This window comes from Sphingomonas sp., from assembly GCF_019746665.1.
Lineage (GTDB): Bacteria > Pseudomonadota > Alphaproteobacteria > Sphingomonadales > Sphingomonadaceae > Sphingomonas.
This window is the reverse complement of sequence record NZ_JAIERS010000013.1, coordinates 30,681-56,622: the sequence shown is the minus strand read 5'-3', so window position 1 is coordinate 56,622 and position 25,942 is coordinate 30,681. Positions and strand designations below refer to the sequence as shown.

Sequence of the window (25,942 nt, the reverse complement as noted above, 5' to 3'; positions counted from 1 at the left end):
CAGGAAATGCTGACGGTGAAGTCCGACGACGTGGTCGGCCGCACCAAGGTCTATGAAGCGATCGTCAAGGGCGACGACACCTTTGAGGCCGGCATTCCGGAGAGCTTCAACGTGCTCGTCAAGGAAATGCGCTCGCTGGGCCTGAATGTGGAGCTGAAGGCCGATGAACCGGGCTTCGACTCGGACGGCGTGCAGATCGCGGCGGAGTAACCTTCTTCCTCCCTCTCCCCTTCAGGGGAGAGGGTCGGGGAGAGGGGACGGTGTGGCAGCCTGGCGCGCGGCATCCCCCTCTCCCAACCCTCTCCCCTGAAGGGGAGAGGGCCTAGCGGAGCCAAGACATGAACGAACTGACCAATTTCGCGAACCCGATGGCGAAGCCCGAAACCTTCGACCAGATCCAGATCGGCATCGCCTCGCCCGACCGCATCCGCAGCTGGTCGTTCGGCGAGATCAAGAAGCCCGAGACGATCAACTATCGCACCTTCAAGCCCGAGCGTGACGGCTTGTTCTGCGCGCGCATCTTCGGTCCGATCAAGGACTATGAGTGCTTGTGCGGCAAGTATAAGCGCATGAAGTATAAGGGCATCGTCTGCGAAAAGTGCGGCGTCGAGGTCACCGTGTCGAAGGTGCGCCGCGAGCGGATGGGCCATATCGAGCTCGCCGCGCCGGTCGCGCATATCTGGTTCCTGAAGTCGCTCCCCAGCCGCATCGGCCTGCTGCTCGACATGCAGCTCAAGCAGCTCGAGCGCGTGCTGTACTTCGAAAATTACATCGTCATCGAGCCGGGCCTGACCCCGCTCGACAAGTATCAGCTGCTCACCGAGGACGAGCTGCTCGATGCGCAGGACCAATATGGCGAGGACGCCTTCTCCGCCGGCATCGGCGCGGAAGCGGTGCGCATCATGCTCGAAAGCCTCGATCTCGAGGGCGAAAAGCGCGCGCTGCTCGAAGAGCTCGCCACCACCAAGTCGGAACTGAAGCCCAAGAAGATCATCAAGCGGCTGAAAGTTGTCGAGAGCTTCCTGGAATCGGGCAACCGGCCGGAATGGATGATCCTGGAAGTCGTGCCGGTGATCCCGCCCGAGCTGCGCCCGCTGGTGCCGCTCGACGGTGGCCGCTTCGCGACCTCCGACCTCAACGACCTGTATCGTCGCGTCATCAACCGCAACAACCGCCTGAAGCGGCTGATGGAGCTGCGCGCGCCGGACATCATCGTGCGCAACGAAAAGCGCATGTTGCAGGAAGCGGTCGACGCGCTGTTCGATAACGGCCGCCGCGGCCGCACGATCACCGGCGCCAACAAGCGTCCGCTCAAGAGCCTGTCCGACATGCTCAAGGGCAAGCAGGGCCGTTTCCGTCAGAACCTGCTCGGCAAGCGCGTCGACTATTCGGGCCGTTCGGTGATCGTGACCGGCCCCGAGCTCAAGCTGCACCAGTGCGGCCTGCCCAAGAAAATGGCGCTCGAGCTGTTCAAGCCGTTCATCTACGCCCGGCTCGACGCCAAGGGTCTCTCGATGACCCTCAAGCAGGCCAAGAAGTGGGTCGAGAAGGAGCGCAAGGAAGTCTGGGACATCCTCGACGAGGTGATCCGCGAGCATCCGGTGATGCTCAACCGCGCGCCGACGCTCCACCGCCTTGGCATCCAGGCGTTCGAGCCGGTGCTGATCGAAGGCAAGGCGATCCAGCTGCACCCGCTCGTCTGCTCGGCGTTCAACGCCGACTTCGACGGCGACCAGATGGCCGTCCACGTGCCGCTTTCGCTGGAAGCCCAGCTCGAAGCGCGCGTGCTGATGATGTCGACCAACAACATCCTGTCGCCCGCGAACGGCAAGCCGATCATCGTGCCGTCGCAGGACATGGTGCTGGGCCTCTACTACATCTCGATGATGAAGGAGGGCGAGCCCGGCGAAAACATGCTGCTGGCCGACATGGCGGAGGTGCATCACGCGCTCGATTCGGGCGCGGTGACGCTTCACACCAAAGTGGTCAGCCGCGTTCCGCAGACCGACGAGCAGGGCAAGACCTATCTGAAGCGCTATGAGACCACCCCGGGCCGGATGCTGCTCGGCGAGTGCCTGCCGAAGAGCCACAAGGTGCCGTTCGACATCGTCAACCGCCTGCTGACCAAGAAGGACGTGGGCGACGTGATCGACGAGGTCTATCGCCACACCGGCCAGAAGGAGACGGTGCTGTTCGCCGATGCGATCATGTCGCTCGGCTTCCGCCATGCGTTCAAGGCCGGCATCTCGTTCGGCAAGGACGACATGATCATCGCGCCCGACAAGGAAAAGCTGGTCGACGAGACGCGCGAGCTGGTGAAGGATTACGAGCAGCAATATCAGGACGGCCTGATCACCCAGCAGGAAAAGTATAATAAGGTGATCGACGCCTGGAGCCGCTGCGGTGACCAGGTCGCCAACTCGATGATGAACGAGATCAAGGCGGTGCGGCGCTATGAAGACGGCCCGATGAAGGGCCGCGAAAAGCCGATCAACTCGATCTACATGATGGCCCACTCGGGCGCGCGTGGCTCGCAGGCGCAGATCAAGCAGCTCGCGGGGATGCGCGGCCTTATGGCCAAGCCGTCGGGCGAGATCATCGAAACGCCGATCATCTCGAACTTCAAGGAAGGCCTGACCGTCCTTGAATATTTCAACTCGACCCACGGCGCCCGCAAGGGTCTGGCCGACACCGCGCTCAAGACGGCGAACTCGGGCTATCTCACCCGCCGTCTGGTCGACGTGTCGCAGGACTGTGTCGTCACCGAGATCGATTGCGGCACCAGCCGCGCGTTGGAGATGAAGGCGATCGTCCAGGGCGGCTCGACCATCGCCTCGCTCGGCGAGCGTATCCTGGGCCGCACCACGGCCGAGGATCTGGTCGACAGCAAGACCGGCGAGATCGCGATCGCCGCCGGCACGCTGCTCGACGAGCCGATGGTCGCGCGGATCGAGAAGATGGGCATCCAGGCGGTGAAAATTCGCTCGCCGCTGATCTGCGAGACCAAGGTCGGGGTCTGCGCGAAATGCTATGGGCGTGACCTCGCGCGCGGCACGCCGGTGAACATCGGCGAGGCGGTGGGTGTGATCGCCGCGCAGTCGATCGGCGAGCCGGGCACGCAGCTGACGATGCGGACGTTCCACATCGGCGGCGCGGCGCAGCTCAACGAGCAGTCGAACCTGGAGGCGAACAGCGACGGCACGATCGAATATCGTGACCTGCGCATCATCCGCGACCAGCGCGGCCGCCGCGTGGTGCTCAGCCGCTCGGGCGAACTCGCGATCATCGACATCGAGGGCCGCGAGCGCGCGGTGCACCGTATCCCCTACGGCGCCTATGTCGCGTTCGATGACGGCGCGGTCGTCAACAAGGGCGATCGCCTCGCCGAGTGGGACCCCTTCACCATGCCGGTGATCACCGAAAACCCGGGGGTGGTGAAGTATCAGGACCTGATCGACGGCAAGACCATGGCCGAGCAGGCCGACGAAGCGACCGGCATCACCCAGCGCGTGGTGATCGAATATCGTGCCTCGTCCAAGTCGAAGGAGGATCTGCGTCCGCGCCTGACCCTGCTCGACGAAGCTTCGGGCGAGGCCGGCCGCTATATGCTCGCGCCGGGGGCGACGCTCTCGGTCGAGGATGGCGCGACGGTCGCGGCGGGTGACGTGCTCGCGCGTGTCAGCCGCGAAGCCGCCAAGACCCGCGACATCACCGGCGGTCTGCCGCGTGTCGCCGAGCTGTTCGAAGCGCGCAAGCCCAAGGAAAATGCGATCATCGCCAAGGTCAGCGGCCGGGTGGTGTTCGGCAAGGACTATAAGGCCAAGCGCAAGATCGGCATCCAGCCCGAGGACGGCGGCGAGGTGGTCGAGTATCTGATCCCCAAGTCGAAGGTGATCGACGTTCAGGAAGGCGACTATGTCAAGCGTGGCGACAATCTGATCGGCGGCTCGCCCGATCCGCATGACATTCTGGAAGTGCTCGGCATCGAGCCGCTGGCTGAATATCTCGTCAGCGAAATCCAGGAAGTTTACCGGTTGCAGGGCGTGAAGATCAACGACAAGCACATCGAGGTGATTGTTCGCCAGATGCTGCAAAAGGTCGAGATCACCGACGGCGGCGACACGACCTTGCTTGCCGGCGAGCAGGTCGATCGCGAGGAGATGGACGAGATCAACGCCAAGCTCGAACCGGGCCAGACCCCGGCGCAGGGCAAGCCAGTGCTGCTCGGCATCACCAAGGCCTCGCTGCAGACCCGCTCGTTCATCTCGGCGGCGTCGTTCCAGGAGACCACCCGCGTGCTCACCGAGGCCGCGGTGCAGGGCAAGAAGGACACGCTGATCGGCCTGAAGGAGAACGTCATCGTCGGCCGCCTGATCCCGGCGGGCACCGGCGCAGGGATGAACCGCATCCGCGTGGCGGCCTCGTCGCGTGACGCCGCTCTCCGGGTCGCGCAGCGGCGGATGAACGAGGCCGCGATCATCGCGCCCAACTCGGCCGCCGAGGAGCACGCCGCCGAACTGGCGCGCGGCCCCCGCGACGCGGTCGGCACCGGCGATGACGCGCTGGCGAAGGTCGCGCCCTCGGGCCACGGCACCGACGCCGACGCGGGCGATTATCTGAACGACTGAGCCACGCGTCGCTGACACGATAAGCGCCGCCCGGGAGCGATCCCGGGCGGCGTTTGTGTTTTCGTCATCATGCGCACTGTGTGCAACGCTCCCTCCGCTTGCCGCATTGAACCGCGCGACAACGCGGCCGCGGAGGAAGCCCAATGGGATCCCCTTATCTCAGCCTGTTGCACGATCTGTTCCCGCGCCGCCTGCAGCAATGGCTGGGGCCGATCGCCGCGGCGGCACTGCTCGGCATCGTGATCGCGCTGGCGGTGGTGTGGACGGGGCTGCTCAACCTCGCCGCCTCGGTGCCCCATCCAGCCGGCTGGTCGACCCTGCTGCACTACACTTTCAAGCGCTCGGCGGCGTTTCACGCCGGAGGCCTACAGCCGCCGCCCGACATTAACAGCGCGGCGCTGATCCAGAAGGGCGCGATCTATTATGATCGCGTCTGTTCGCACTGCCACAGCGTCCCCGGACGCGGCCAGAACGTCGTCGCGCTCGCGATGCGGCCGCAACCGCAATATCTGCCGAGCGTCGCGCAGGATTTCACCGTGCCCGAGCTGTTCTGGATCATCAAGCACGGGATCAAATATTCGGCGATGCCCGCCTGGCCGGTGCAGGATCGCGATGACGAAGTGTGGGCGCTCGCCGCCTTCGTGAAGCAAGTGCCGAAGATGCGCGGCGACGCCTACCGCCGGCTGATCGGCGCGGACCTGCCCGATGCGATGCCACCTTTCGCGCCCGGCACGGTGAAGCCAGTGCCCTATCAGCCCGGCATCCTTACCCCCGATGCCTCCGAACAGCGGATCGAGCGGCCGAGCTATGGCTTTGGCGATGCCGAGGTGAGCGACGCGGTCGGCGGCAGCTGCGTCGCCTGCCACGGGCGCGATGGCGCGGGGCGGCCGGGCGGCGCCTTCCCCAATATCGCGCTGCTGACCGACGAGCAGATCGCGACCGCGCTCAACCGCTATGCGAGTGGCGCGCGACCGAGTGGCTTCATGCAGACCGTGGCGCTCAACCTGACGCCGGAACAGATCGCCGGGCTGGCGCGCTATTATGCCGGCCAACCCAAGCGCCAGGCGGACCAGCTGCACCCCGATCCCGCGCTGCTCCAGCTCGGCGAGCGAATCGCGACGCATGGCGACCCCGCCCGAAGGGTCGGCGCCTGCGCCAGCTGCCATGATTACACCCGGGCGGTGGCCAAGGCCTATCCCAAGATCGATGGGCAGAATCGCTATTATCTGCGCGATCAGCTCAAGCTGTTCCGCACGGGCCTGCGCGGCGGCACCGGGCGGGGCAATCCCATGTACGCCGCAGCCCGCCACCTGTCCGACCGGGAGATTGACGGCGTGGCGCTCTATTATGCCGCGCGTTCGCCGGCGGCGCCACGGCCGCCCGTGGTCGGCGGCGCGGGCGGTTAGGCTTCCAGGTCGCGCATCAAGCGGCGCACCGCTTGGTCGATCTCACCGTCCTGCCCGCGCAGTTCCTCGATCCGGCGGACCGCATGGATCACGGTCGAATGGTCGCGCCCGCCGAACTTCCGCCCGATCTCGGGCAATGAGCGCGTCGTCAGCCGCTTGGCGAGATACATCGCGATCTGGCGCGGCCGCGCGACCACGCGCGCGCGGCGCGCGCTCACCAGATCGAGCGGCTTCAGATCGAAATAAGCGGAGACCGCGCGCTGAATCTCATCGATCGTCACCCGCTTCTGCGCGCCGCGCAACACCTCGCCCAGCGTCTCCAGCGCGAAATCCATGTCGATCCGCGCGTCCGTCAGCTGCGCATAGGCCACGAGGCGGTTAAGCGCCCCCTCCAGCTCGCGCACGCTGCTGCTGAGCCGCAGCGCGAGCAGATCGAGCACTTCGGCCGGCACCGCGACCGCCAGTTCGGCCAGGCGGGCGTCGAGGATCGCGCGGCGTAGCTCCGGCTCGGGCGGCTTGATATCGGCGACAAAGCCGCTCGCGAAGCGCGAGAGGATGCGCGCCTCGACGCCTTCCAGCCCCTGCGGCGCGCGATCGGCGGCGACCACCAGCCTTTTGCCGGCGGCCATCACCTCGTTGATCGTGTGAAAGAACTCTTCCTGAGTCGCGTCCTTGCCGGCGATGAACTGGAGATCGTCGATCATCAGCAGATCGGCGGAACGCAGCCGCGCCTTGAACGCGAAGGTGTCACGCGCGCGCATCGCCTGGACGAATTCGAACATGAACCGCTCGGCCGACATATAGATCACGCGCGCGCCGGGCTGGACCGCGAGGAAGGCCTGGCCGATCGCGTGCATCAAATGCGTCTTGCCAAGCCCGGTGCCGCCATGGAGGAACAGCGGGCTGAAGCGCGGTGCGCCCGGCTCCGCGAGCGCGCGCGCGGCGTTGAACGCGACCCGGTTGGATCCGCCCACCACGAACCGTTCGAAGGTCCAGCGCGGATCGAGTGCGGGGCGCGACGCCGGATCGGCGGCGGGAGCGGGCATGGGCTCGGCGGCGCGCGATTCGGCGCGCGCCTGGTCGATCGAGACGATCTCGGCGCTTACCACGGCGAGCGGCGCGGCCGCGCTCGCGGTTTCGATGACGACCGTGTGGACGCCGGGGACGAGCGCGCGAAACTCATGGGTCAGCCGTTCGCCGTAATTATTGCGCACCCAATTGGTCATGAACGCGGACGGCAGCGCCAGGCGAACGATGTCCTGCTCGCCGGTTTCCACCAAGGTCAGCGGCTTCAGCCATTGATCGAACAGCCGCCCGCCCGCCGATTCGCGCAAACCGCTGCGGATTCGGCCCCAGGCGCGGGCGATATCGCTCAACTTGGTCGCGTTCTGAGCCCTAGAACCTTGCACGCAATCGTCTCCCATCCGCGCAAATACGCCCCTGCGCGGCCCGTTTTACCAACGACAAAGCTCCCCCAAGGCGAACACCGTCCGCCCGACGTCCCCATGCTTTCATCAAAAACCGGACGTGACGATCGCACCGGCGAGTTCCAATTATGAAGAGCGGGATGAGTCGATCAAGACCCCAGTTGTAAACATTCTGAAATAATCAGGATTGACATGCGCAACCCCTAGGTTTTCCGAGGGCAGCCCTTTTAAGTATCTATGTTATAATGGCTTTTGTTGAAGGCAGGCCGCCTGCGGCGCGCGAATCGTGGGATAACCTACCGTCCCGTTTTGTGGCGCGTTTGTAAAAGCAAGTGGACGTCGATTCTGCTAGGCGCCGCCCCCGCCCAAACGCAAAAGCCCGCCGACTGGGGCCGGCGGGCTAATCTGTTCGGCACTTGAAACGGTTAGGCGAGCGCCGAGACCGCCTTGGTCAGGCGCGAGAACTTCCGCGCCGCCGTGTTACGATGCAGGACACCCTTGGCGACGCCGCGCGCCAATTCGGGCTGCACCTCGCGAAGCGCGAGTTGGGCGGCACCCTTGTCGCCGGAGGCCAGCGCCGACTCGACCTTCTTCACGAAGGTGCGGATGCGGCTGATTCGATTCTTGTTGACCACCGCACGGCGATCGTTCCGCCGGATCCGCTTTTTCGCTTGTGGCGTATTCGCCATGAAGAACCTCGAGCCTTTGCTTGGATGAAGGGAGCACGCGGCCAAAGCCGCTTGCGAAGGCGCGGCCCTTAACCCCTTCGGACCGCTTGGTCAATCCTTAGCGCTGGCAGCGCGCGCAGAAAAAGGTCGATCGCCCGCCATCGACGCGGCGACGGACCGGCGTGGCGCAGGCGGGGCACGCCTCTCCCTCGCGACCATAGACGCGCCAATCCTTGCTGAAATAGCCCAGCTCGCCATCGGGCCGGGCATAGTCGCGCAGCGACGATCCGCCGGCGGCGATCGCGGCGGTCAACACCGTCCGCACCGCCTCGACCAGCGGCGTCAGGCGCGGCGTCGCTACCCGGCCGGCGGCACGGTTTGGGGCGATGCCGGCGATGTGCAGCGCCTCGCACACATAGATGTTGCCGAGCCCCGCGACGATCCGCTGATCGAGCAGCAGCGCCTTCACCGGCGCGATCCGCCCGGCGAAGCGCGCGGCGAGATGCGCGGGCGTAAAGTCTGGCCCCAAGGGCTCCGGCCCCAGCGCCGCGAACGGCCCCCAGGCGGCGAGCGCCGCGCTTTCCACGAGATCAACCGAGCCGAAGCGGCGCGGATCGTTGAGTGCCACGCGCCGCCCGCTGTCGGTTTCGATCAGCAAATGGTCGTGCGGCAGCGCCTCGCTCGGATCGAGCCGCCAGCGCCCGGACATGCCCAGGTGGAACACCATCGTGTCGCCGCGGTCGGTTTCGACCAGCCCATATTTGGCGCGACGGCCGAGTGTCATCACCCGCGCGCCAGTCAGCCGCTGCGCCAGGTCCGGCGGAAAGGGCCGCCGCAGATCGGCGCGGTGGGTGACGACGCGGGTGAGCCGCGCGCCCTCCAATACCGGGGCCAGGCCGCGGACGGTCGTTTCAACCTCGGGAAGTTCGGGCAAGGTGGCGCCGCTTCTGGATCAGCGCCGCCCGTCGCGCGCATTGCGCCGCGCTTCGAGCTCGGCGACCTTGTTGCGCTGGGCCAGCTTGCGCGCTTTCTCACGATTCATCCTGCCGACCATTTCGATCGCGCCGAACAATGCGATCGGCATCGCGACAAGCAGCACGATCAGGCCGACTTCCCAACTATCGAGGTGACTGAACATCAAAACCTTCTGGTGTCCTTGCGTGCCCCACCGCAATGGCGGCGCGTTATAAGTATTTACCGAAATTGCAAGTTACGCTTGTGACCGCCCCTCAAAGCCGCCCCTCCCTTTGCCATTTGCTCCCGCCCCCCGGCTTGGCTAGAGCGAGCGGCATGAGCGAGACGGTATCCTTTGGCTATCAGCAAGTAAGCCCGGCGGAAAAGACCGCACGCGTTGGACAGGTCTTTCAAAGCGTTGCACGGCGCTATGACCTGATGAACGACGCGATGTCGGCCGGCATGCACCGACTGTGGAAGGATCGTTTCGTCCGCCGCGTGAAGCCGCGCCTGGGCGAATCGCTCCTCGATATGGCGGGCGGCACGGGTGATATCGCCTTCCGGCTCGCGGCGAGCGGTGCGAGCGTCACCGTGGCCGACATCAACCCGGCGATGCTTGAGGTCGGGATGCAGCGCGCCGCCCGGCGCGGGATCGACGGGCTGGTATGGACCGAGGCCAATGCCGAAACGCTGAGCTTTCCCGAGAAATTCTTCGATGCCTATACGATCGCCTTCGGCATCCGCAACGTGACCGACATCCCCGCCGCTTTGGCCGAGGCGCACCGCGTGTTGCGGCGCGGCGGCCGTTTCTTCTGCCTGGAATTCTCGCAGACCTTGTGGCCGGGCTTCGCCGAGCTTTATGACGCCTATTCGCATCATCTCGTCCCCCGCCTCGGCCGGGCGCTGGCGCGTGACGAGGACAGCTATCGCTATCTAATCGAATCGATCCGGCGGTTTCCGGATATGGAGCGGTTCGCGGGGATGATCCGCGAGGCGGGCTTCACCCAGGTTTCGGTCGAGCCGGTGCTCGGCGGGCTGGTCGCGATCCACAGCGGCTGGAAAATCTGATCATGGCCATGCTGGTGACGCGCGCGTGACGGCGCCTGCCATTCATCTGTGGCGGCTGCTCAAATGGGGCCGCACGCTCGCTCGCCACGGGGCGTTGCGCGGGATCGAGCGCGATCCCAACACCCCCGCGCCGGTGCGCCGGCTGTGTCGCATCGCCCGGCTCGGCGCGCGGGTGCCGGCGACGCCCGCTTATGCCGACGCGCTCGAGGCGATCGGGCCGCCCGCGATCAAGCTGGGGCAGACGCTGGCGACCCGCCCCGATCTGATCGGCGAGGACGCCGCGCGCGATCTCGAGCGGCTGCAGGACGCGGTGCCGCCCCTGCCCTACGCCGTGATCGAAGCGGCGCTGCGTAACAGCTTCGGTCGCCCGCTCGACCAGATTTTCGCCGAGATCGATCCCAAGCCCGTTGGCGCCGCGTCGATCGCGCAGGTCCACCGCGCGATCACCACCGATGGCCGGCAGGTGGCGGTGAAAGTGCTCCGCCCGGGCGTCGAGGAAGAATTCGCCAAGGCGATCGACACCTATGAATGGGCTGCGGCGCATCTCGAGGCGTTTGGCGGCGAGCTGAGCCGGCTGCGCCTGCGGCTGGTGATCGAGACGTTCAAGCGCTGGACCGCGCGCGAACTCGATCTGCGACGCGAGGCCGCCTCGGCGAGTGAACTCGCCGAATCGATGATCGCCGAGCCCGATTTCGTCGTGCCCAAGATCGATTGGCAGCGAACCACGGGGCGCGTGCTCACGCTCGAATGGATCGAGGGGATCAAGCTTTCCAAGCGCGATCAGTTGCTTGCCGCCGGGCACAACCCGGCACGGCTTGCGCAGACGCTGGTGCAGGCGTTCCTGCGCCAGGCGATCGCGGAAGGGTTCTTCCATGCCGATCTTCATCAGGGCAATTTGTTCGCGCTGCCCGGGGACCGGCTGGCGGCGATCGATTTCGGCATCATGGGCCGCATCGACCGGCGCGCGCGCGTTTGGCTCGCCGAGATTCTCTATGGCCTGATAACCGGCAATTACCGGCGCGTGGCGGAAATCCATTTCGAGGCGGGCTATGTGCCGCCGCATCATAATGTCGGTGAGTTCGCGACGGCGCTCCGTGCGGTCGGCGAGCCGATGCGCGGCATGGCGGTGAAGGACATGTCGGTCGGCCAGATGCTCGACGGGCTGTTCAACATCACCCGCGACTTCGACATGCAGACCCAACCCCATCTGCTGCTGCTGCAGAAGACGATGGTGATGGTGGAGGGGGTCGCGACCGCGCTCGATCCCGAGATCAACATGTGGGAGACGGCCGCTCCCTTCGTGCGCGAATGGATTCGCACCGAATTGGGGCCGGAGACGGCGATCGCCGATCGGTTGATCGAGGATGTCCGCACCCTCGCCCGCCTGCCCGAGCTGGTGCGCAATATCGAGCGTCACTTCCCCAGCCCCGGCGGCGCGCCGCCTGCACCGCCGCTCAAACCCGTCGAGCTGGTACGCATCGGCGCTGGCTGGCGCTATGCCACGGTCGGGCTGCTGAGCGGGTTCACCGGCGCCTTGCTCGCCTGGCTGGTGCTCGGCTGATGAGCGCGCGGGCGTCGCTGTGGCTCGCCGCCCCAAGCGCCTATGCCGGGCTCGACGCTCCCCGCGCTCGCGCGATCGCGCTGATCTGGGCGGTGCTTCTGCTCGCCTGCCTCGCCGCGCTCTCGATCCCGCCGCCGCCCCAGGCGCAAGCCGTGCCCGGCGATCCGGCGAGCAACGTGACCGACATCATGCTGTATGAATCGATCGCGGCCGGGGTGCGGGGGGGCGGCAACTACTACACCGTCGCCGCCGACGCGCTGCGGCGGGGTGAGTTTCCGCTGAAACCCTTCGTCACCTTCCGCCTGCCGACGCTGGCGATGGTGCAGGCCTATCTGCCGCCGGCGCTGGTGATCGCGCTGCTCTATGCGCTCGCGGCGGGGGTGGGCTTTGCCTGGTATCGGGTGCTGCGCCCGGCCTTCGTGCGTCCGCTCGCGCTGGTGCTGGCGCTGGTGCTGCTCGGCGCGGCGATGATCGTGTTCGTCCAGCCGAGCCTGATCCCGCTCCACGAGGTATGGGCCGGGCCGCTGATCGCGCTGTCGCTTGCGCTGTGGCGGCCGGGGGCGGCGCGCGACGCGATCGGGGTGGCGCTGATCGCGATGCTGGTGCGCGAGACGGCGGCGCTCTACGCGCTGGTGATGCTGGGCCTCGCGCTGATCGAGCGGCGGCGGGGCGAGGCGTGGGGCTGGGTCGGCGCGCTGGGCGTGCTGGCGGTCGTCGTCACCTGCCACGCCTGGGCGGTTTCGCGGGTGGTGACGGTGGACGACGCGGTCTCGCCCGGCTGGCATGGGCTGTTGGGCTTTGGCTATTTCGTGAAGGTGATGACGCTGTCGACCGCGCTCGCCGAGCTGCCGCTGCTGATCGCGGCGCCGCTGGTGGGGGCGGCGCTGATCGGCTGGAGCGGCTGGGCCGATCCGCGCGCGCGGCGGGTGCTCGCGACGATCGCCGCTTACGGGGCACTGCTCGCGCTATTCGCGCGGGCGAACAATTTCTACTGGGGGCTGCTCGCCGCGCCTACCCTGTTGATCGGCCTTGCTTTTCTGCCCGATACCGTGCGCGATCTCTGGACCAGCGCCGCCGCCCGGCGCCGCATCACCGTGACGAGGCTGAAGCGATGAAGCGCGTGCTCCTGATCGTCGGTGGCGGGATCGCGGCCTACAAGGCGTGTACCCTGGTGCGGCTGCTGAAGAAAAGCGGCATCGCCGTGCGCTGCGTACTAACCGAGGCGGGCGCGCAGTTCGTGACGCCGATGACGCTCGCCGCCTTGTCTGAAAACCCGGTCCATACCAGCCTTTGGGACTTAAAGGACGAGACCGAAATCGGCCATATCCAGTTGAGCCGCGAGGCTGATCTAGTGGCCGTCGTACCGGCGAGCGCCGATTTACTTGCAAAGATGGCCGCTGGGATCGCGAATGACTTAGCCACCACTTTACTGCTCGCGACCGACAAGCCGGTGCTCGCCGCGCCCGCGATGAACGTACGGATGTGGCACCACCCCGCGACTCAGCGCAATCTCAATCAGTTACGCGCCGATGGTGTCACGCTGCTCGAACCCGATGAAGGGCCGATGGCGTGCGGCGAGTTCGGCCCCGGGCGCCTGCCCGAGCCCGACGCGATCCACGCCGCGATCCTGGCGATGCTGGAAAATGCGCGCCCGCTGCCCCTGCCGGGCACGCCCGCGCCGCTGCCGGGCACTGCCGCGCCCCTCCCGAGCAACGCAACGCCGCCGCCAGCCGCTGCCAAGCCGCTCTCGGGCAGTCACCTGATCGTTACCGCCGGACCGACGCACGAGCCGATCGATCCGGTGCGCTATCTCGCCAATCGATCATCCGGCAAACAGGGTTTCGCGATCGCCGGGGCGCTCGCCACGCTCGGCGCGCGGGTCACGTTGGTCGCGGGGCCGGTGACGCTCGCCACCCCCGCCGGGGTGACGCGGATCAATGTCGAGACCGCGCTCGAGATGGCGGCGGCGGTCGAGGCGGCGCTGCCGGCGGACGGCGCGGTGCTGGTCGCCGCGGTCGCCGACTGGCGGGTCGCGGCGGCGGCGCAGAAGCTGAAGAAGCAAGGCGGCACCCCAGCGCTCCAACTCGTCGAGAATCCCGACATCCTGGCGGGCCTCGCCCGGCACGAGCGCCGGCCCCGGCTGGTGGTGGGGTTCGCGGCGGAGACCGAGCGGGTGATCGAGCACGCCCAGGCCAAGCTCGCGCGCAAGGGGGCGGACTGGATCGTCGCCAACGACGTGTCGGGCACGGTGATGGGGGGCGAGGCGAACGCGGTGCATCTGGTCCGCGCCGACGGGGTGGAAAGCTGGCCCGAGGCTCCCAAGGCCGAGGTCGCGCGGCTGCTCGCGGCGCGGATCGCCGAGGCGCTGACGCACGGCTAGCGCTTAAGCCGCGACCAACTCCCGCGCCACCCTTGCGGCTTCGCGCGCGCCCCGCTTCGCCCCGCGCGGCGATCCCCACACCGCCACCAGCAGCATCAGCAGCGGCGTCATGAACGCGCGGTGGCGCTCGCCAAATTCGAACCAGACGCCGAACAGCAGCAGCTGCGCGAACCCGGCGGCGACCAGCAGCAGCGCGGTGCGCGCGGCGGCATCATCGCGCCAGCGCGCGGCGGCGAGGCTCGCCGCCCACAGCAGCAACTGCGCGCCCTGGAGCAGCGGCAGCCATAAGGCGGCGGCCGCCCCCGTGAGCGGCGGGCGCATCGCCGCCAGCCGCACCAGCGCGAAATCCCCCGCCCCGGTTGCGCGGAGCAATTTGGCGAGGTTCAGCCAGGCGAAGCCCAGCGGATGGGCGATGATCCACGCCTTGGCCTCCGCCGAGGCGCGCGCGCCATAGGCCAGCTCGGGCAGGCCGCGCCAGCCGGGCGGCTCGGGCTCCCACACCCCGCTCGCCCCGGCATGGTTGCCGATCCACAGACTCACCCCGCCCGCGCTGGTGAGCGGCACGAAAGCGCCGAACAGCGCCGCGTTGCGCAGCCACCAGGGCAGCATTACGAGCACGGCGACCGCCGCCGCGATCCCGCCGCACCGCACAAGCTGGGCCACCCCGAGCCGCCAGCCCAAAGCGAGCCCGAACAGCCCCGCGATCGGCGCCCAACCCGGCTGGGTGAGCGCGAGCAACCCCGCCGCCACCCCCAGCGCGACCACCGGCGGGCGCTCGGCGAGCCACAACCGCGCGATCGCCAGCACGAGCAGGATGGCGAGCGACTCCTTCTGGGCGAGCGGCGCGTCGAACCAAGCGGCGGGCCACAACAGCAGCAGCAACCCCGCGCGCCGCCCGGCGAGCGGCGCGCCGATCGCCCGGCCGATGCTGGCGACAAGCGCCACGCTCGCCAGATCGAGCGCGCCGGACAGCGCGAGCAGGCTCGCCGTGCCCGCGCCGAACGCCAGCGTCCACCCGGCGAGCAGCAGCGGATAGGCCGGCGGATAGAGCGCCCATACCCGCAGCCCCATGAACGGCTCGTCGATCCACAGTCCGGTTCCGGCGCGCAGATGCTCGGCGAGGAGCAGATAGCTGTGCGGATCGCCGGGCGAGACCCTGCCGTCGCTCAGCCACCCCGCCACGATCCGCCCGGCGAGCGCGAGCAGCAGCACTGCCGGCACCAGCGCGCGCCGCCCGGCCGCGATCCAGGCCAGCGCGCAAGCACCCAGCCACGCCACCATCAACAGCCCGCCCGCCGGCGCCGCGCCCCAGCGCATCGCCAGCGAAGGCGTCGCGAACAGGCCGTACGCCACGATCAGCGAGAGCAGCGCCCAGCTCGCGCGCGCCCACCAGGGCTGCGGGGAGAACAGGTTTGGCATCATGCGTGCCATAACCGCGCCGATCCTAGCGCGCGGTTAAACATTGCCGCCCACCCCCGCCCCCGGCTAGGCAGGCGCCATGAGCCTTACCCCGCGCATCGAACTCAAGATCCTCGACCCCCGGCTGCACGAATGGGGGCTGCCGCGCTACCAGACGGCGCTTTCGGCGGGGATTGATCTGCACGCCTGTATCGACGCGCCGCTGACGCTGGAGCCGCAGGCGCCCGCCGTGCTGATCCCCTCCGGCATCGCGGTGCTGATGAACGATCCGCATCTGGTCGCCTTCCTGCTCGCGCGCTCCGGGCTGGGGCATCGGCATGGGCTGGTGCTGGGGCAGGCGGTGGGGACGATAGACGCCGACTATACCAACCAGATTTTCATCAGCGCGTGGCTGCGCACCCCGCCGGGCTCGGCGCCGTTCACGATCCAGCCCGGGGACCGCATCGCGCAATTGGTGTTCCTGCCGATCGCGCGCCCCGAATTCGCGATCGTCGAGGATTTCAGCACCCAGACCAAACGCGGCGAAGCGGGCTTTGGATCGACCGGGGTTAACGTGCGTTGACCTCGGCCGGGGGGCCGATGGAGAAACGATGATCCTCGCCCTGTCCCTGCTGATCGACATGCCGCCGATGCCCGCCTGGGACATGATGCCACCGCTGCGCCTGCGCGAGGAACGGCACGTGTCAGCCGAATCGAGCCAGTTCGTCGCGGGGGAATATGCCCAGGGGCACTGCGCCCGGCCCGAGGCCATGCCGCATCTGTCGCTCGATGTCGCGCTACTGATCGACCACGACGGCACGGTGGCGGCGAGCGTGCCGCGCGCGATCGATTGCCCCACGGTCGAACAATTCGCCGCGGGGCTTGCAACCGGCTGGGCGCGGGGCAATCTCGCGCGGCGGGCACGCCGGATCGGCTGGTATCGCCTGCGGCTGGACTTTGATTGGACCGGATGAGCCTTACCGACGCGCAGCTCGATCGTTATGCCCGGCAGTTGATCCTGAAGGAAATCGGCGGCGCCGGCCAGGCGGCGCTGCTGGGCGCTCATGTCGCGCTGGTCGGCGCGGGCGGGATCGGGGCGCCGGCGATCCAATATCTGGCGGGCGCGGGCGTCGGCACGCTGACGCTGATCGACGATGATGTGGTGGCGCTCAGCAACCTTCAGCGCCAGACGCTCTATGGCATGGCCGATCTGGGCGAGCCGAAGGTGGCGGCGGCGGCGGCGGCGGTCGCGCGGCTGAACCCGGAGGTGCGGGTGATCGCCCAGCGGGCGCGGATCGACGGCGACAATGCGGCTGAACTGCTCGGCGCCGCGGACGTGGTGATCGACGGGTGCGACAATTTCGCGACCCGGCTGGCGGTCGCCGACGCCGCGCTCGCGTCACGCAAGCCGCTGGTCTCCGCCGCGGTCGGCCAGTTCGAGGGGCAGCTCGGCGTGTTCCGCGGCTGGGACGCGGACAAGCCCTGCTATCGCTGCTTCGTCGGCAACGATCCCGAGCGCGCGGGCACCAGTTGCGCCGAGGATGGCGTGCTCGGCGCGCTTACCGGGCTGCTCGGCAGCCTCGCAGCGCTCGAGGCGATCCGGCTGATCGCCGGCTTCGGGGCGGAGAGCGCCGGGCGACTGCTGCTGATCGACGCGCTCGACCTGCGCTTCCGCACCCTCGCGCTGCCCAAGGACCCGGGGTGCCCGGCATGTCGCTGACGGTGATGCTGATCGCGACCGACGCCACGCGCGCCCGCGCCGCGCTCAGCCTCGCGCTCGCCGCCGCCGCGTTGGGCGAGCCGGCGCGGGTGTACGCGCACGAAGGCGCGGTCGCGCTGCTCGCCGCCGCGCCGCGCGCGGATGACGGGGGCGAGGCGCTCGCCGCCGCCGGCTTGCCCGATCGGCTGGCGCTGCTGGCGATGGCGCATGAGGCGGGCGTGGCGCTGATCGCGTGCCAGACCGGGCTGGCGCTTGCCGGGCTCGGCCTGCCCGATCTGGTCGCCGGGGTCGAGGCCGGGGGGCTGGTGAGCCTGCTCCAGGCCGGCGGGCGGCTGGTGTGCGTTTGAGCCGCGCGCGACCCAAGGTTCCCCCCCGCCCCAAGCTCCGCTAAAGCCCCCGCATGACCGATCCCTTCGCCCTGTTCGATGCCTGGTTCGCCGAAGCGACCACCAGCGAGCCCAACGATCCCAACGCGATGGCGCTCGCCACCGCCGATGCGGACGGGCGGCTGGGGCTGCGCACGGTGCTGCTGAAGGGCCATGATGCGCGCGGCTTCGTGTTCTACACCAACCAGCAGAGCCGCAAGGGCGCCGATCTGGCGGCGCACGCGCGGGCCGCGCTGCTGTTCCACTGGAAATCGCTGCGCCGGCAGGTGCGGATCGAAGGCCCGGTGAGCCCGGTGAGCGATGCCGAGGCCGATGCCTATTTCGCCACCCGCCCGCGCGACTCGCAGCTCGGCGCCTGGGCGAGCGACCAGTCGCGCCCGCTCGCCAGCCGCGCGCTGTTCGAGGAACGCTTCGCCGAGGTGAAGGCGCGTTTCGAAGGCGGCGCCGTGCCGCGTCCCCCGCATTGGTCGGGCTACCGCGTTGCCCCCGAACGGATCGAATTCTGGCAGGACCGCGCTTTCCGCCTGCACGAACGCCGGCTGTTTACCCGCGCGGACGACGGCTGGGCCGAGGGATTGCTGTACCCATGACCGACAATCACCACCAGGCCGCGGCCGATCACCGCGCGTCGGTTGGCCGGCTCACCCAACGCGCCGCGATCGCGAGCGTGTGTACCGCCGCGCTGCTGATCGGGATCAAGGCCTATGCGGCGTGGCGCACGGGATCGGTCGCGATGCTGGCGTCGCTCGCCGATACCGGGCTCGATTTCGGCGCCTCGCTGATGACGTTGTTCGGCGTGCGGCTCGCCGCGCAGCCCGCCGATCACGATCACCGCTTCGGCCATGGCAAGGCGGAGGCACTGGTCGCGCTGTTCCAGGTCGCGCTGATCGCGGCCTCGGCGCTCGCCATTTTCGCGCGCGCGGTGCAGCGGCTGGTGGCGAGCGCGCCGACCACCGATGCCGAGTTCGGCATCATCGCCTCGCTGATCGCGGTCGGGCTCACGCTTGGCCTGCTCGCCTATCAGCGCCATGTGATCGCCAAGACGGGCTCGGTCGCGATCCGCGCCGATCATGTCCACTACCAGTCGGACCTCGCGCTCAACATCGCGGTGATCGTGGCGCTCGCGCTCGATCATTTCCTCGGCTGGGCGGGGGCGGACCCGGTGTTCGGCCTCGCCATCGCGCTATGGCTGCTGTGGGGCGCGTGGCGCTCGTCGAACGCGGCGATCGACCAGCTGATGGACAAGGAATGGCCCGAGGAACGCCGCCGCGCCTTCGTCGAGGTCGCCAGCCGCCACCCGGCGGTGCGCGGCCTGCACGATCTGCGCACCCGCACCAGCGGCTCACATGATTTCGTGCAGTTCCACGTCTGGGTCGATCCCCAAATGTCGGTGGCGGCGGCGCATGACGTGGTCGAGCGGATCGAGCGCGACCTGGGCGCCGAATTTCCGGGCACCGAGGTGTTCATCCACCTCGATCCCGAAGGCCATATCGATCACCCCGGCAATGATCTGGTCGAGGCCGATCTGGTCGCCAAATTGAAGGAGTTGAAACCGCTGTGACCCGCCTGCCCTTCGCCCAGATCGACGCTTTCGCCAGCCGCCCCTTCACCGGCAACCAGGCGGCGGTGGTGCCGCTCGAAGCGTGGCTCGACGACGCGGTGCTGCTCGCGATCGCGGCCGAGAACAACCTCAGCGAAACCGCCTTCTTCCTGCCCGACGCGAGCGGCGCGGCGGATTATGAGCTGCGCTGGTTCACCCCCGCCACCGAAGTGGTGCTGTGCGGCCATGCGACGCTCGCCAGCGGCCATTATCTGCTGAGCGCCGATCCTTCGCGCGACCGCGTCACGTTCCGCACCCGCCGCGCCGGGCAACTCGAAGTCGCGCGCGACGGCGATGCCTATCGCATGGCACTCCCCGCGTGGAAACCCGAACCCAAGCCGCTCCCCGCGATTCTCGCCGGCCTCGGCCTGAGCGCGGCGGTCGAGACCTTGTGGCACCCGCACCGCTACGGCGTGGTGGTGCTGGCGGAGGAGGACCAGATCCACGCGCTCGCCCCCAACTTCCGCGCGCTCGCCGCCGAGGGCGATGTGCTGACGATCGTCACCGCGCCGGGCCGCGACACCGATGTCGTAAGCCGCGTCTTCGCCGCCGGTGCAGGGATCGACGAAGACCCGGTGACCGGCTCGGCCCACGCGGTGCTGACGCCTTATTGGGCGCAGCGGCTGGGGCGGCCGAGCTTCACCGCCTTCCAGGCCTCCAAGCGCGGCGGGCATCTCGGCTGCACGCTGGAGGGCGACCGCGCGGTACTCAGCGGCAAGGCGGTGACGGTGATCGAGGGGACGCTGTTGCTTTGAGCGCCGCCAGCTCCTCCCCTGCAAGGGGAGGTGGCAGGCGCGCTAGCGCCTGACGGAGGGGTGTTCCCGGCAGTTCGATGGCGATACCCCTCCACCACGCTTCGCGCGGTCCCCCTCCCCTTGCAGGGGAGGAGCTGGAGCTACTCCGAACCCTACCCCGTCACCGCCTTCACCACTTTCCCCACCGCCACCTCGACCTCGTGCAGCCGGTCCTCGCGGCTGTTCCCCAGCCGCACCAGCACATAGCCATGCTCTTGCCCGTCACGGCCCTTGGCGCGGAAGGTGACGACATATTGCCCCAGATGCCCGTTCATCGAGGCGATCGGTGGCTGGCCCACCGCCTCGTCCGGGAAATGGTTGAGCCAGGTCTGGCCGCCATAGACCGCCTTCCTAGGCGAGGGCGTCTTCATGAAGGCGAGCCAGTCGGGCGCCACGACCTGCACGCCCCCCGCCCCACGCCCGTCGAGCAGCACCTGCCCCAGCGCCACAAAGTCGCTCAGGTGCAGATGGATCAGCGAGCCGCCGATCTGCGTCCCGGCGCCGTCGAACTCCAGGAACGCGCCGGTCGCGCCGGCGGGGCGATAGAGCCGCTCGAACGCGAAATCGCGATAGGCCGCGGCCCGCACGCGCGGATCGCGGCTGGGGGTGAGCGTGCGGGTGACGATCTCCGCCAGGATGATCGTCGTCAGCGAACTATATTCGAACTTCGCCCCCGGCGCCGCCTCCAGCGGCACGTTGATCGCGCGCGCCGCCATGCCCGCAGTCCCCGAGACGAACAGCACCTGATTGGTGTCTGACCTTTCCACCGGATCGCCGACTTCGCTATGCCGCAGCCCCGATGCCATGTTGAGCAACTGGCGCAGCGTGATTTTTGCGCGGGGATCACCGGGCCTGCGCCATTCGGCGACGGGCGCCGGCGCGTCGAGCTGGAGCTTGCCGTCGCTCACCAGTTCGCCGACCAGCATCGCCGTCATCGTCTTGGCGGTGGACCAGCTGATGAAGCGGTTGGCGTCCGAATAGCCCGGCGCATAGCGCTTGGCGATCACCCGCCCATCCTCGACCAATATCGCCGCGCGCGCGTCGCCCTGATCGGCGGCGAACAGGGGGCTGAGGATATCGGGCGTCTGGCTCGGCGCTGCGCTCCCCAGCGCGAGCGCGGCCAAGGGGGCGAGCAGGATCGGCTTGCGCGTCATCCCCCCGACGATAGAGTGGCCCCCGATGATGGCAAGACGGCTTGGCTTCGGCCTGATCCTGATCGTGATCGCAGCGCTCGTCGCCGGCTGGCTCTATATCGAGCAGCGCCGCGCGCAGCTGGAGCTGGGGGTCGGCTATGCCGCGCGCGTCGCCTGCGCGTGCCGCTATATCGGTAACCGCCCGATCGGCCAGTGCTACAAGGATTTCGAGCTGGGGATGGAAGTGATCCGCCTCGCCGACGATCCGGCGACCAAGAGCGTCACCGCCTCTGTGCCGCTGATCGCCAGCCGCCGCGCGACGTTCGACCCGCTGCTCGGCTGCCAGGCGGAGCCGTTCAAGGGCAAACCGCTCAAGGTGCATTGAGGGAATAAGCGGCGCACGACAACCTTCGCCCTTCCCCGGCGAAGGCCGGGGCCCAGTATCCCGCGGTGCCCAAGTGCGCCCCCCACCCCCCACGCACCGATGCTGGCCCCCGGCCTACGCCGGGGAAGACGGTGGGTTGAACGCCGCTTCCCCGCACAACCAACCAACGGACGGCGCCGCCGCGAGTCAATCGCGCATCGCCACCACATCGCCCGCGCCCGCTTGCCTGAACGATCTTGCCCGTCCCCGGCGAAGGCCGGGGTCCAGTGTCCCGTGGTGCCCATGTTGCGCGCAGCATCCCTCACGCACCGATGCTGGGCCCCGGCCTTCGCCGGGGAAGGAGGTCGGTTACGGGCAGCTCCCCGCCGATCTAGGTGCGACGCACACCAGCCGCTGGCGCCAGGCGGTTGTCGAACCGCCCGCGCGGCGGCTAAGAGCGTTGCCGGACCATGCAACCTTTTCCCTGGATCGATCTCGCGATCATCATCGCGCTGGTGCTGCTGAATGGCGTGTTCGCGGCGTCCGAACTGGCGATCGTCTCGGCGCGCCGGGCGCGGCTGGAGGCGATGGTGCGCGCCAAGCGGCGCGGTGCCGCCTCCGCGCTGCGCCTGGCCGGCGATCCGGGCAAGCTGCTGTCCACGGTGCAGATCGGCATCACCCTGATCGCGGTGATCTCCGGCGCCTATTCGGGGGCGAGCCTGGGCGGGCCGGTGACCGACCGGCTGCGCTGGCTCGGGATGAGCGCCGGCATCGCCGAGACGCTGGCGATCGTGCTGGTGATCGGGCTCACCACCTTCCTGTCGCTGGTGATCGGCGAGCTGGTGCCCAAGCGGCTCGCCTTGCGCCGGCCGGAGCCGATCGCGGTGGTGGTCGCCGCGCCGATGATCTGGCTGTCGCGCGCCGCCGCGCCGCTCGTCTGGCTGCTCGACGGGGCGAGCGGCGCGCTGTTCTGGCTGCTGCGCCTGCCCGGCCATGCCGAGGATCACGTCACCGCCGAGGAGCTGCAGCTGATCGTCGCCGAAGCCAGCAAATCGGGGGTGATCGAGGAGCATGAGCGCACGATCATCTCGGGCGTCGTCCGCCTCGCCGATCGCCCGGTGCGCGAGGTGATGACGCCGCGCACCGATGTCGAATGGCTCGACGCCGATCTCGACGAGGCGGGCGTGCGCCAGGCGCTGATGGCGAGCGGGCACAGCCGGCTGCCGGTGGCCGAGGGCTCGGTCGACGCGGTGATCGGCGTGGTGCAGGCGCGCGACGTGGCGCAGGCGCTGTTCCGGGGCGAAGCGCTCAACCTGCGCGCGCTGATGCGCCCGGCGCCGGTGGTGCTGGATCAGATCGACGCGATGGACGCGCTCGATACGATGCGCGCCGCCGAAGTGCCGATGGCGCTGATCCATGACGAGTATGGCCATTTCGAAGGCATCGTGACGCCGGCCAACCTGCTCGCCGCGATCGCCGGCGAGTTCGCCTCCGATGCCGACCCCGATGACGCGCCGGCGATCGTCGAGCGCGACGATGGCTCGCTGCTGGTCGCGGGGCAGACCGCCGCCGATCTGCTCGCCGAGCGGCTGGGGATCAATCTGCCCGAAAACCGCGACTATGCGACCGTCGCGGGGCTGGCGCTCGCGGTGTTCCGCCATCTGCCCGGCGAAGGCGAGAGCTTCACCCTCCAGGGCTGGCGGTTCGAGGTGGTCGATCTCGACGGGCGGCGGATCGACAAGCTGCTGGTGAGCGCGGCGTGACGGTCGGCGGGAGGGGGAGCGCGCGATGACCTATGACGAGGTGGTGCTGGGGCGGCGGAGCATCCGGGGGTTCCTGCCCAAGCCCGTGCCGCGCGGGCTGATCGAGGAGATCCTGGCGCTCGCGATGCGCGCCCCCTCCAGCATGAACACCCAGCCGTGGAACTTCACCATCGTCTCGGGCGCACCGCTCGAGGCGATCCGCGCGGGCAACAGCGCGCGGATGCTGGAAGGCGTGCCGCAATCGCGCGAGTTCCGCACCGGCCAGCCCTTCGCCGGAATCCACCGCGAGCGCCAGATCGCCGTCGCCAAGCAGCTGTTCGCCGCGATGGGCATCGCCCGCGATGATGCCGGGCGCCGCCAGGATTGGGTGATGCGCGGCTTTCGCCAGTTCGGCGCGCCGGTGTGCATCATCATCACTTATGATCGCACGCTCGCCGACAGCGACGACACCGCGTTCGATTGCGGCGCGGTGAGTAACGCCATCGTCAACGCCGCTTGGTCGCGCGGGCTGGGCGCGGTGATCAACAGCCAGGGCATCATGCAATCGCCGGTGGTGCGCGAGCACGCCCGCATTCCCGATCACCAGGTAATCCTGAAAGCGATCGCGCTCGGCTGGCCGGACGAGCAATTCCCGGCCAATGCGGTGGTCTCCGAGCGCAAGCCGGTGGCGGAGGCGGCGACCTTTCTGGGGTTTGCGGACTGACGCGATGCGCACTGCACCGGGCACGCCCGGTGTGGCGTGATTCCTGCCGTTCTCACCTTCCCCGGCGAAGGCAGGGGGTCCAGCGGCGCGCGGCTTGATGTGGCGCACTGACCTCGCGCGAGCGGGATACTAGGCCCCGGCCTGTGCCGGGGAAGAGGTTCATCGCAACCGGCAGTGGCAATCAGGGCTTACGCCAACGCCGCCGATTTGACGCGAGACGCGCCGAATCTGGCTGTGACCGATGCGAAATGCCTTCAGCCCTTACCGACCTCCCCGGCGCAGGCCGGGGCCCAGCGGCGCGCGGCTTCAGGGCGCGCGCTGACCTTGCTCGGACGGGATACTGGGCCCCGGCCTGCGCCGGGGAAGTGGTTCTCATCTCATGAGCGGAGCCCCGGTCGGCGCTTCCGCCTACGCTCCGGGTTGAGCGCGGGCAGCGCGGCGGCAGACCGCGGCCATCCCCTACCAGCCCGATGACAGGGCGGCGCTCCATCGCGCCGCCCCTTTGGCTTACTGGTTGTTCTGCCGGTGCAGGAAGCGCGGGATGTCGAGCCCGCCTTCGCGCTCACCCTCGTCGCGCTGGGTGCCGCGTGTCACGTTGCTCATCCGCTCGAACAGCGTGCCGCCCAGCTTGGGCTTGGGCGCCGGCGCCTCGGGTTCGGGCGCCGCGACCTCGGGCTCGGGCGCGGCGGCGGGGGCGCCGGCGGCGAGCCAGCGGCGACGGCTCGCCGGCGTCTCCTCGGCCGCGGGTTCCGGCGCGGCGGGCGTGAAGACGGGCGTGATCGGCACCGCATTCTCTTCGCCCAGCACCAGTTCGTCCTCGGCGGGCGCCGCGATCGGCGGCGGGGCGTCCTCGAACGTGCTCACCGGCGCGGGTGCGGCATCGGCGGACGCCACCGCTTCGGGCTCCTCCTCGGCGCGGCGCGGGGGCGCGAAGCTGAAGCCGCGCGCGGGCTCGGCCGCCATCGGCGCCGGCTCGGTACGCGCCTGCGCCTCGATCCCGGTCGCGACCACCGAGACGCGGATCTTGCCCTCAAGGCCCGGATTGAACGCCGAACCCCAGATGATGTTGGCTTCGGGATCGACCAGCTCGCGAATATGGTTCGCGGCCTCGTCCACCTCGAGCAGGCGCATGTCCTCGCCGCCGGTGATCGAGATGATCACGCCCTTGGCGCCCTGCATCGACACGCCATCGAGCAGCGGGTTGTTGATCGCCTGTTGCGCGGCGATCAGGGCGCGGTCGTCGCCTTCGGCTTCGCCCGTGCCCATCATCGCCTTGCCCATTTCCTGCATCACCGAACGCACGTCGGCGAAGTCCAGGTTGATGAGGCCGGGCATCACCATCAGATCGGTGATACCGCGCACGCCCTGCTGCAGCACCTCGTCGGCCATTTCGAAGGCCTGTTTGAAGGTGGTGTTGGCGTTCGCGATCAGGAACAGATTCTGGTTGGGGATCACGATCAGGGTATCGACGTACTTCTGCAGTTCCTCGATCCCGGCGTCCGCCGCCTTCGATCGGCGCGCGCCTTCGAACGCGAACGGTTTGGTGACGACGCCCACCGTCAGGATGCCCATGTCGCGCGCCGCCTTGGCGATCACCGGCGCCGCCCCCGTGCCGGTGCCGCCGCCCATGCCGGCGGCGATGAAGCACATATGCACCCCGTCGAGCAGCTGCGCGATCGAGTCGATCGTCTCCTCGGCCGCCGCGCGCCCGATCTCGGGCCGGGCGCCCGCGCCGAGCCCTTGCGTGATCTTGGCGCCCAGCTGCACGCGCTGGCTCGCCGCCGATTGCTTCAGCGCCTGCGCGTCGGTGTTGGCGACGAGGAAGTCGACCCCCTGCACGCCCGCGCGCATCATGTTGGCGATCGCGTTGCCGCCCGCGCCGCCCACGCCGATCACCGCGATCCGCGGCGTCAGTTCATCGACATCGGGTGGAAGAAAATCGATGCTCATTGCCCCTACTCCGTCTCGCCCCCGCAACCACCGGGTTGA

Annotated in this window: 24 protein-coding genes; 17 read left to right on the top strand and 7 right to left on the bottom strand. The window is 68.7% G+C overall.

Going from position 1 to position 25,942, the window contains the following annotated elements:
* The 3 genes from K2X73_RS10030 to K2X73_RS10020 form a co-directional block, all read left to right on the top strand.
* Positions 1-210 (top strand): hypothetical protein (locus K2X73_RS10030; RefSeq protein WP_294110471.1); only part of this gene is annotated, 210 nt, incomplete at its 5' end.
* 128 nt (positions 211-338) lie between these two features.
* The gene (rpoC, locus tag K2X73_RS10025; RefSeq protein WP_294110469.1) at positions 339-4,628 is read left to right on the top strand and encodes a DNA-directed RNA polymerase subunit beta'; all 4,290 of its coding nucleotides are present in this window, start codon (positions 339-341) and stop codon (positions 4,626-4,628) included.
* Positions 4,629-4,771: 143 nt separating this feature from the next.
* Entirely contained in the window at positions 4,772-6,034 is a 1,263-nt protein-coding gene (locus tag K2X73_RS10020) for a c-type cytochrome (RefSeq protein ID WP_294110467.1), read from the top strand.
* Here the strand turns inward: K2X73_RS10020 and dnaA are convergent.
* The 4 genes from dnaA to K2X73_RS10000 form a co-directional block, all read right to left on the bottom strand.
* Complete coding sequence (gene dnaA / locus K2X73_RS10015; RefSeq protein WP_294110465.1) at positions 6,031-7,458, bottom strand: chromosomal replication initiator protein DnaA; 1,428 nt, start codon at positions 7,456-7,458, stop codon at positions 6,031-6,033. The two genes, K2X73_RS10020 and dnaA, sit on opposite strands and share 4 nt — an antisense overlap.
* 428 nt (positions 7,459-7,886) lie before the next feature.
* Positions 7,887-8,150 carry a 30S ribosomal protein S20 gene (gene rpsT, locus K2X73_RS10010; protein ID WP_294110463.1) on the bottom strand — a complete coding sequence of 88 codons (264 nt, stop codon included), beginning with the start codon at positions 8,148-8,150 and terminating at the stop codon, positions 7,887-7,889.
* A gap of 97 nt (positions 8,151-8,247) precedes the next feature.
* Entirely contained in the window at positions 8,248-9,063 is an 816-nt protein-coding gene (mutM, locus tag K2X73_RS10005) for a bifunctional DNA-formamidopyrimidine glycosylase/DNA-(apurinic or apyrimidinic site) lyase (RefSeq protein WP_294110459.1), read from the bottom strand.
* An 18-nt stretch (positions 9,064-9,081) separates the two neighbouring features.
* On the bottom strand, positions 9,082-9,267 hold the full coding sequence (locus tag K2X73_RS10000) for a hypothetical protein (protein WP_294110457.1): 186 nt from the start codon (positions 9,265-9,267) through the stop codon (positions 9,082-9,084).
* A gap of 152 nt (positions 9,268-9,419) precedes the next feature.
* Here K2X73_RS10000 and K2X73_RS09995 point away from each other — a divergent pair, with 152 nt between their 5' ends.
* The 4 genes from K2X73_RS09995 to K2X73_RS09980 are packed head-to-tail and all read left to right on the top strand — an operon-like array spanning position 9,420 to position 14,092.
* Positions 9,420-10,151 (top strand): class I SAM-dependent methyltransferase, encoded by a 732-nt coding sequence (locus K2X73_RS09995; protein WP_294110454.1) that lies wholly within the window; start codon positions 9,420-9,422, stop codon positions 10,149-10,151.
* Positions 10,152-10,176: 25 nt separating this feature from the next.
* Positions 10,177-11,712, top strand: coding sequence for a 2-polyprenylphenol 6-hydroxylase (gene ubiB, locus K2X73_RS09990; protein ID WP_294110452.1), 1,536 nt, complete (start codon positions 10,177-10,179; stop codon positions 11,710-11,712).
* On the top strand, positions 11,712-12,827 hold the full coding sequence (locus tag K2X73_RS09985) for a hypothetical protein (RefSeq protein WP_294110451.1): 1,116 nt from the start codon (positions 11,712-11,714) through the stop codon (positions 12,825-12,827). Before ubiB ends, K2X73_RS09985 begins: the two co-directional genes overlap by 1 nt.
* On the top strand, positions 12,824-14,092 hold the full coding sequence (locus tag K2X73_RS09980) for a bifunctional phosphopantothenoylcysteine decarboxylase/phosphopantothenate synthase (RefSeq protein WP_294110450.1): 1,269 nt from the start codon (positions 12,824-12,826) through the stop codon (positions 14,090-14,092). Before K2X73_RS09985 ends, K2X73_RS09980 begins: the two co-directional genes overlap by 4 nt.
* A 3-nt stretch (positions 14,093-14,095) precedes the next feature.
* On the opposite strand, the gene K2X73_RS09975 is transcribed toward K2X73_RS09980, so the two are convergent.
* Positions 14,096-15,514, bottom strand: a complete 1,419-nt coding sequence (locus K2X73_RS09975; protein ID WP_294110448.1) for a glycosyltransferase — start codon at positions 15,512-15,514, stop codon at positions 14,096-14,098.
* Between the two features lie 76 nt (positions 15,515-15,590).
* Between K2X73_RS09975 and dut the strand changes: the two genes are divergently transcribed.
* From dut to K2X73_RS09940, 7 genes are read left to right on the top strand one after another with little or no spacing between them, the layout of a single operon-like run.
* Positions 15,591-16,073 carry a dUTP diphosphatase gene (gene dut / locus K2X73_RS09970; protein WP_294110446.1) on the top strand — a complete coding sequence of 161 codons (483 nt, stop codon included), beginning with the start codon at positions 15,591-15,593 and terminating at the stop codon, positions 16,071-16,073.
* Between the two features lie 28 nt (positions 16,074-16,101).
* Positions 16,102-16,464: a hypothetical protein gene (locus tag K2X73_RS09965; RefSeq protein ID WP_294110443.1), complete on the top strand. Its 363-nt coding sequence runs from the start codon at positions 16,102-16,104 to the stop codon at positions 16,462-16,464.
* Complete coding sequence (gene moeB, locus K2X73_RS09960; protein WP_294110441.1) at positions 16,461-17,210, top strand: molybdopterin-synthase adenylyltransferase MoeB; 750 nt, start codon at positions 16,461-16,463, stop codon at positions 17,208-17,210. The genes K2X73_RS09965 and moeB overlap by 4 nt, the downstream gene beginning before the upstream one ends.
* Positions 17,201-17,557, top strand: a complete 357-nt coding sequence (locus K2X73_RS09955) for a DsrE family protein (RefSeq protein WP_294110440.1) — start codon at positions 17,201-17,203, stop codon at positions 17,555-17,557. Before moeB ends, K2X73_RS09955 begins: the two co-directional genes overlap by 10 nt.
* A gap of 53 nt (positions 17,558-17,610) precedes the next feature.
* A complete protein-coding gene (gene pdxH / locus K2X73_RS09950; RefSeq protein WP_294110438.1) occupies positions 17,611-18,186 on the top strand; it encodes a pyridoxamine 5'-phosphate oxidase in 576 nt (191 codons plus the stop codon).
* A complete protein-coding gene (locus K2X73_RS09945) occupies positions 18,183-19,157 on the top strand; it encodes a cation diffusion facilitator family transporter (RefSeq protein WP_294110436.1) in 975 nt (324 codons plus the stop codon). The genes pdxH and K2X73_RS09945 overlap by 4 nt, the downstream gene beginning before the upstream one ends.
* On the top strand, positions 19,154-19,951 hold the full coding sequence (locus K2X73_RS09940) for a PhzF family phenazine biosynthesis protein (RefSeq protein WP_294110432.1): 798 nt from the start codon (positions 19,154-19,156) through the stop codon (positions 19,949-19,951). The genes K2X73_RS09945 and K2X73_RS09940 overlap by 4 nt, the downstream gene beginning before the upstream one ends.
* A gap of 152 nt (positions 19,952-20,103) precedes the next feature.
* On the opposite strand, the gene K2X73_RS09935 is transcribed toward K2X73_RS09940, so the two are convergent.
* The gene (locus tag K2X73_RS09935) at positions 20,104-21,144 is read right to left on the bottom strand and encodes a serine hydrolase (RefSeq protein WP_294110430.1); all 1,041 of its coding nucleotides are present in this window, start codon (positions 21,142-21,144) and stop codon (positions 20,104-20,106) included.
* 25 nt (positions 21,145-21,169) lie between these two features.
* Between K2X73_RS09935 and K2X73_RS09930 the strand changes: the two genes are divergently transcribed.
* The 3 genes from K2X73_RS09930 to K2X73_RS09920 all read left to right on the top strand — a co-directional run bounded on the left by K2X73_RS09930 (position 21,170) and on the right by K2X73_RS09920 (position 23,953).
* Positions 21,170-21,508, top strand: coding sequence for a hypothetical protein (locus K2X73_RS09930; protein ID WP_294110428.1), 339 nt, complete (start codon positions 21,170-21,172; stop codon positions 21,506-21,508).
* A gap of 449 nt (positions 21,509-21,957) precedes the next feature.
* Positions 21,958-23,250, top strand: a complete 1,293-nt coding sequence (locus K2X73_RS09925) for a hemolysin family protein (protein ID WP_294110426.1) — start codon at positions 21,958-21,960, stop codon at positions 23,248-23,250.
* Between the two features lie 25 nt (positions 23,251-23,275).
* The gene (locus tag K2X73_RS09920; RefSeq protein ID WP_294110425.1) at positions 23,276-23,953 is read left to right on the top strand and encodes a nitroreductase; all 678 of its coding nucleotides are present in this window, start codon (positions 23,276-23,278) and stop codon (positions 23,951-23,953) included.
* 507 nt (positions 23,954-24,460) lie between these two features.
* Here K2X73_RS09920 and ftsZ read toward each other — a convergent pair.
* Positions 24,461-25,903, bottom strand: a complete 1,443-nt coding sequence (gene ftsZ / locus K2X73_RS09915; protein ID WP_294110423.1) for a cell division protein FtsZ — start codon at positions 25,901-25,903, stop codon at positions 24,461-24,463.
* Positions 25,904-25,942 lie beyond the last annotated feature (39 nt).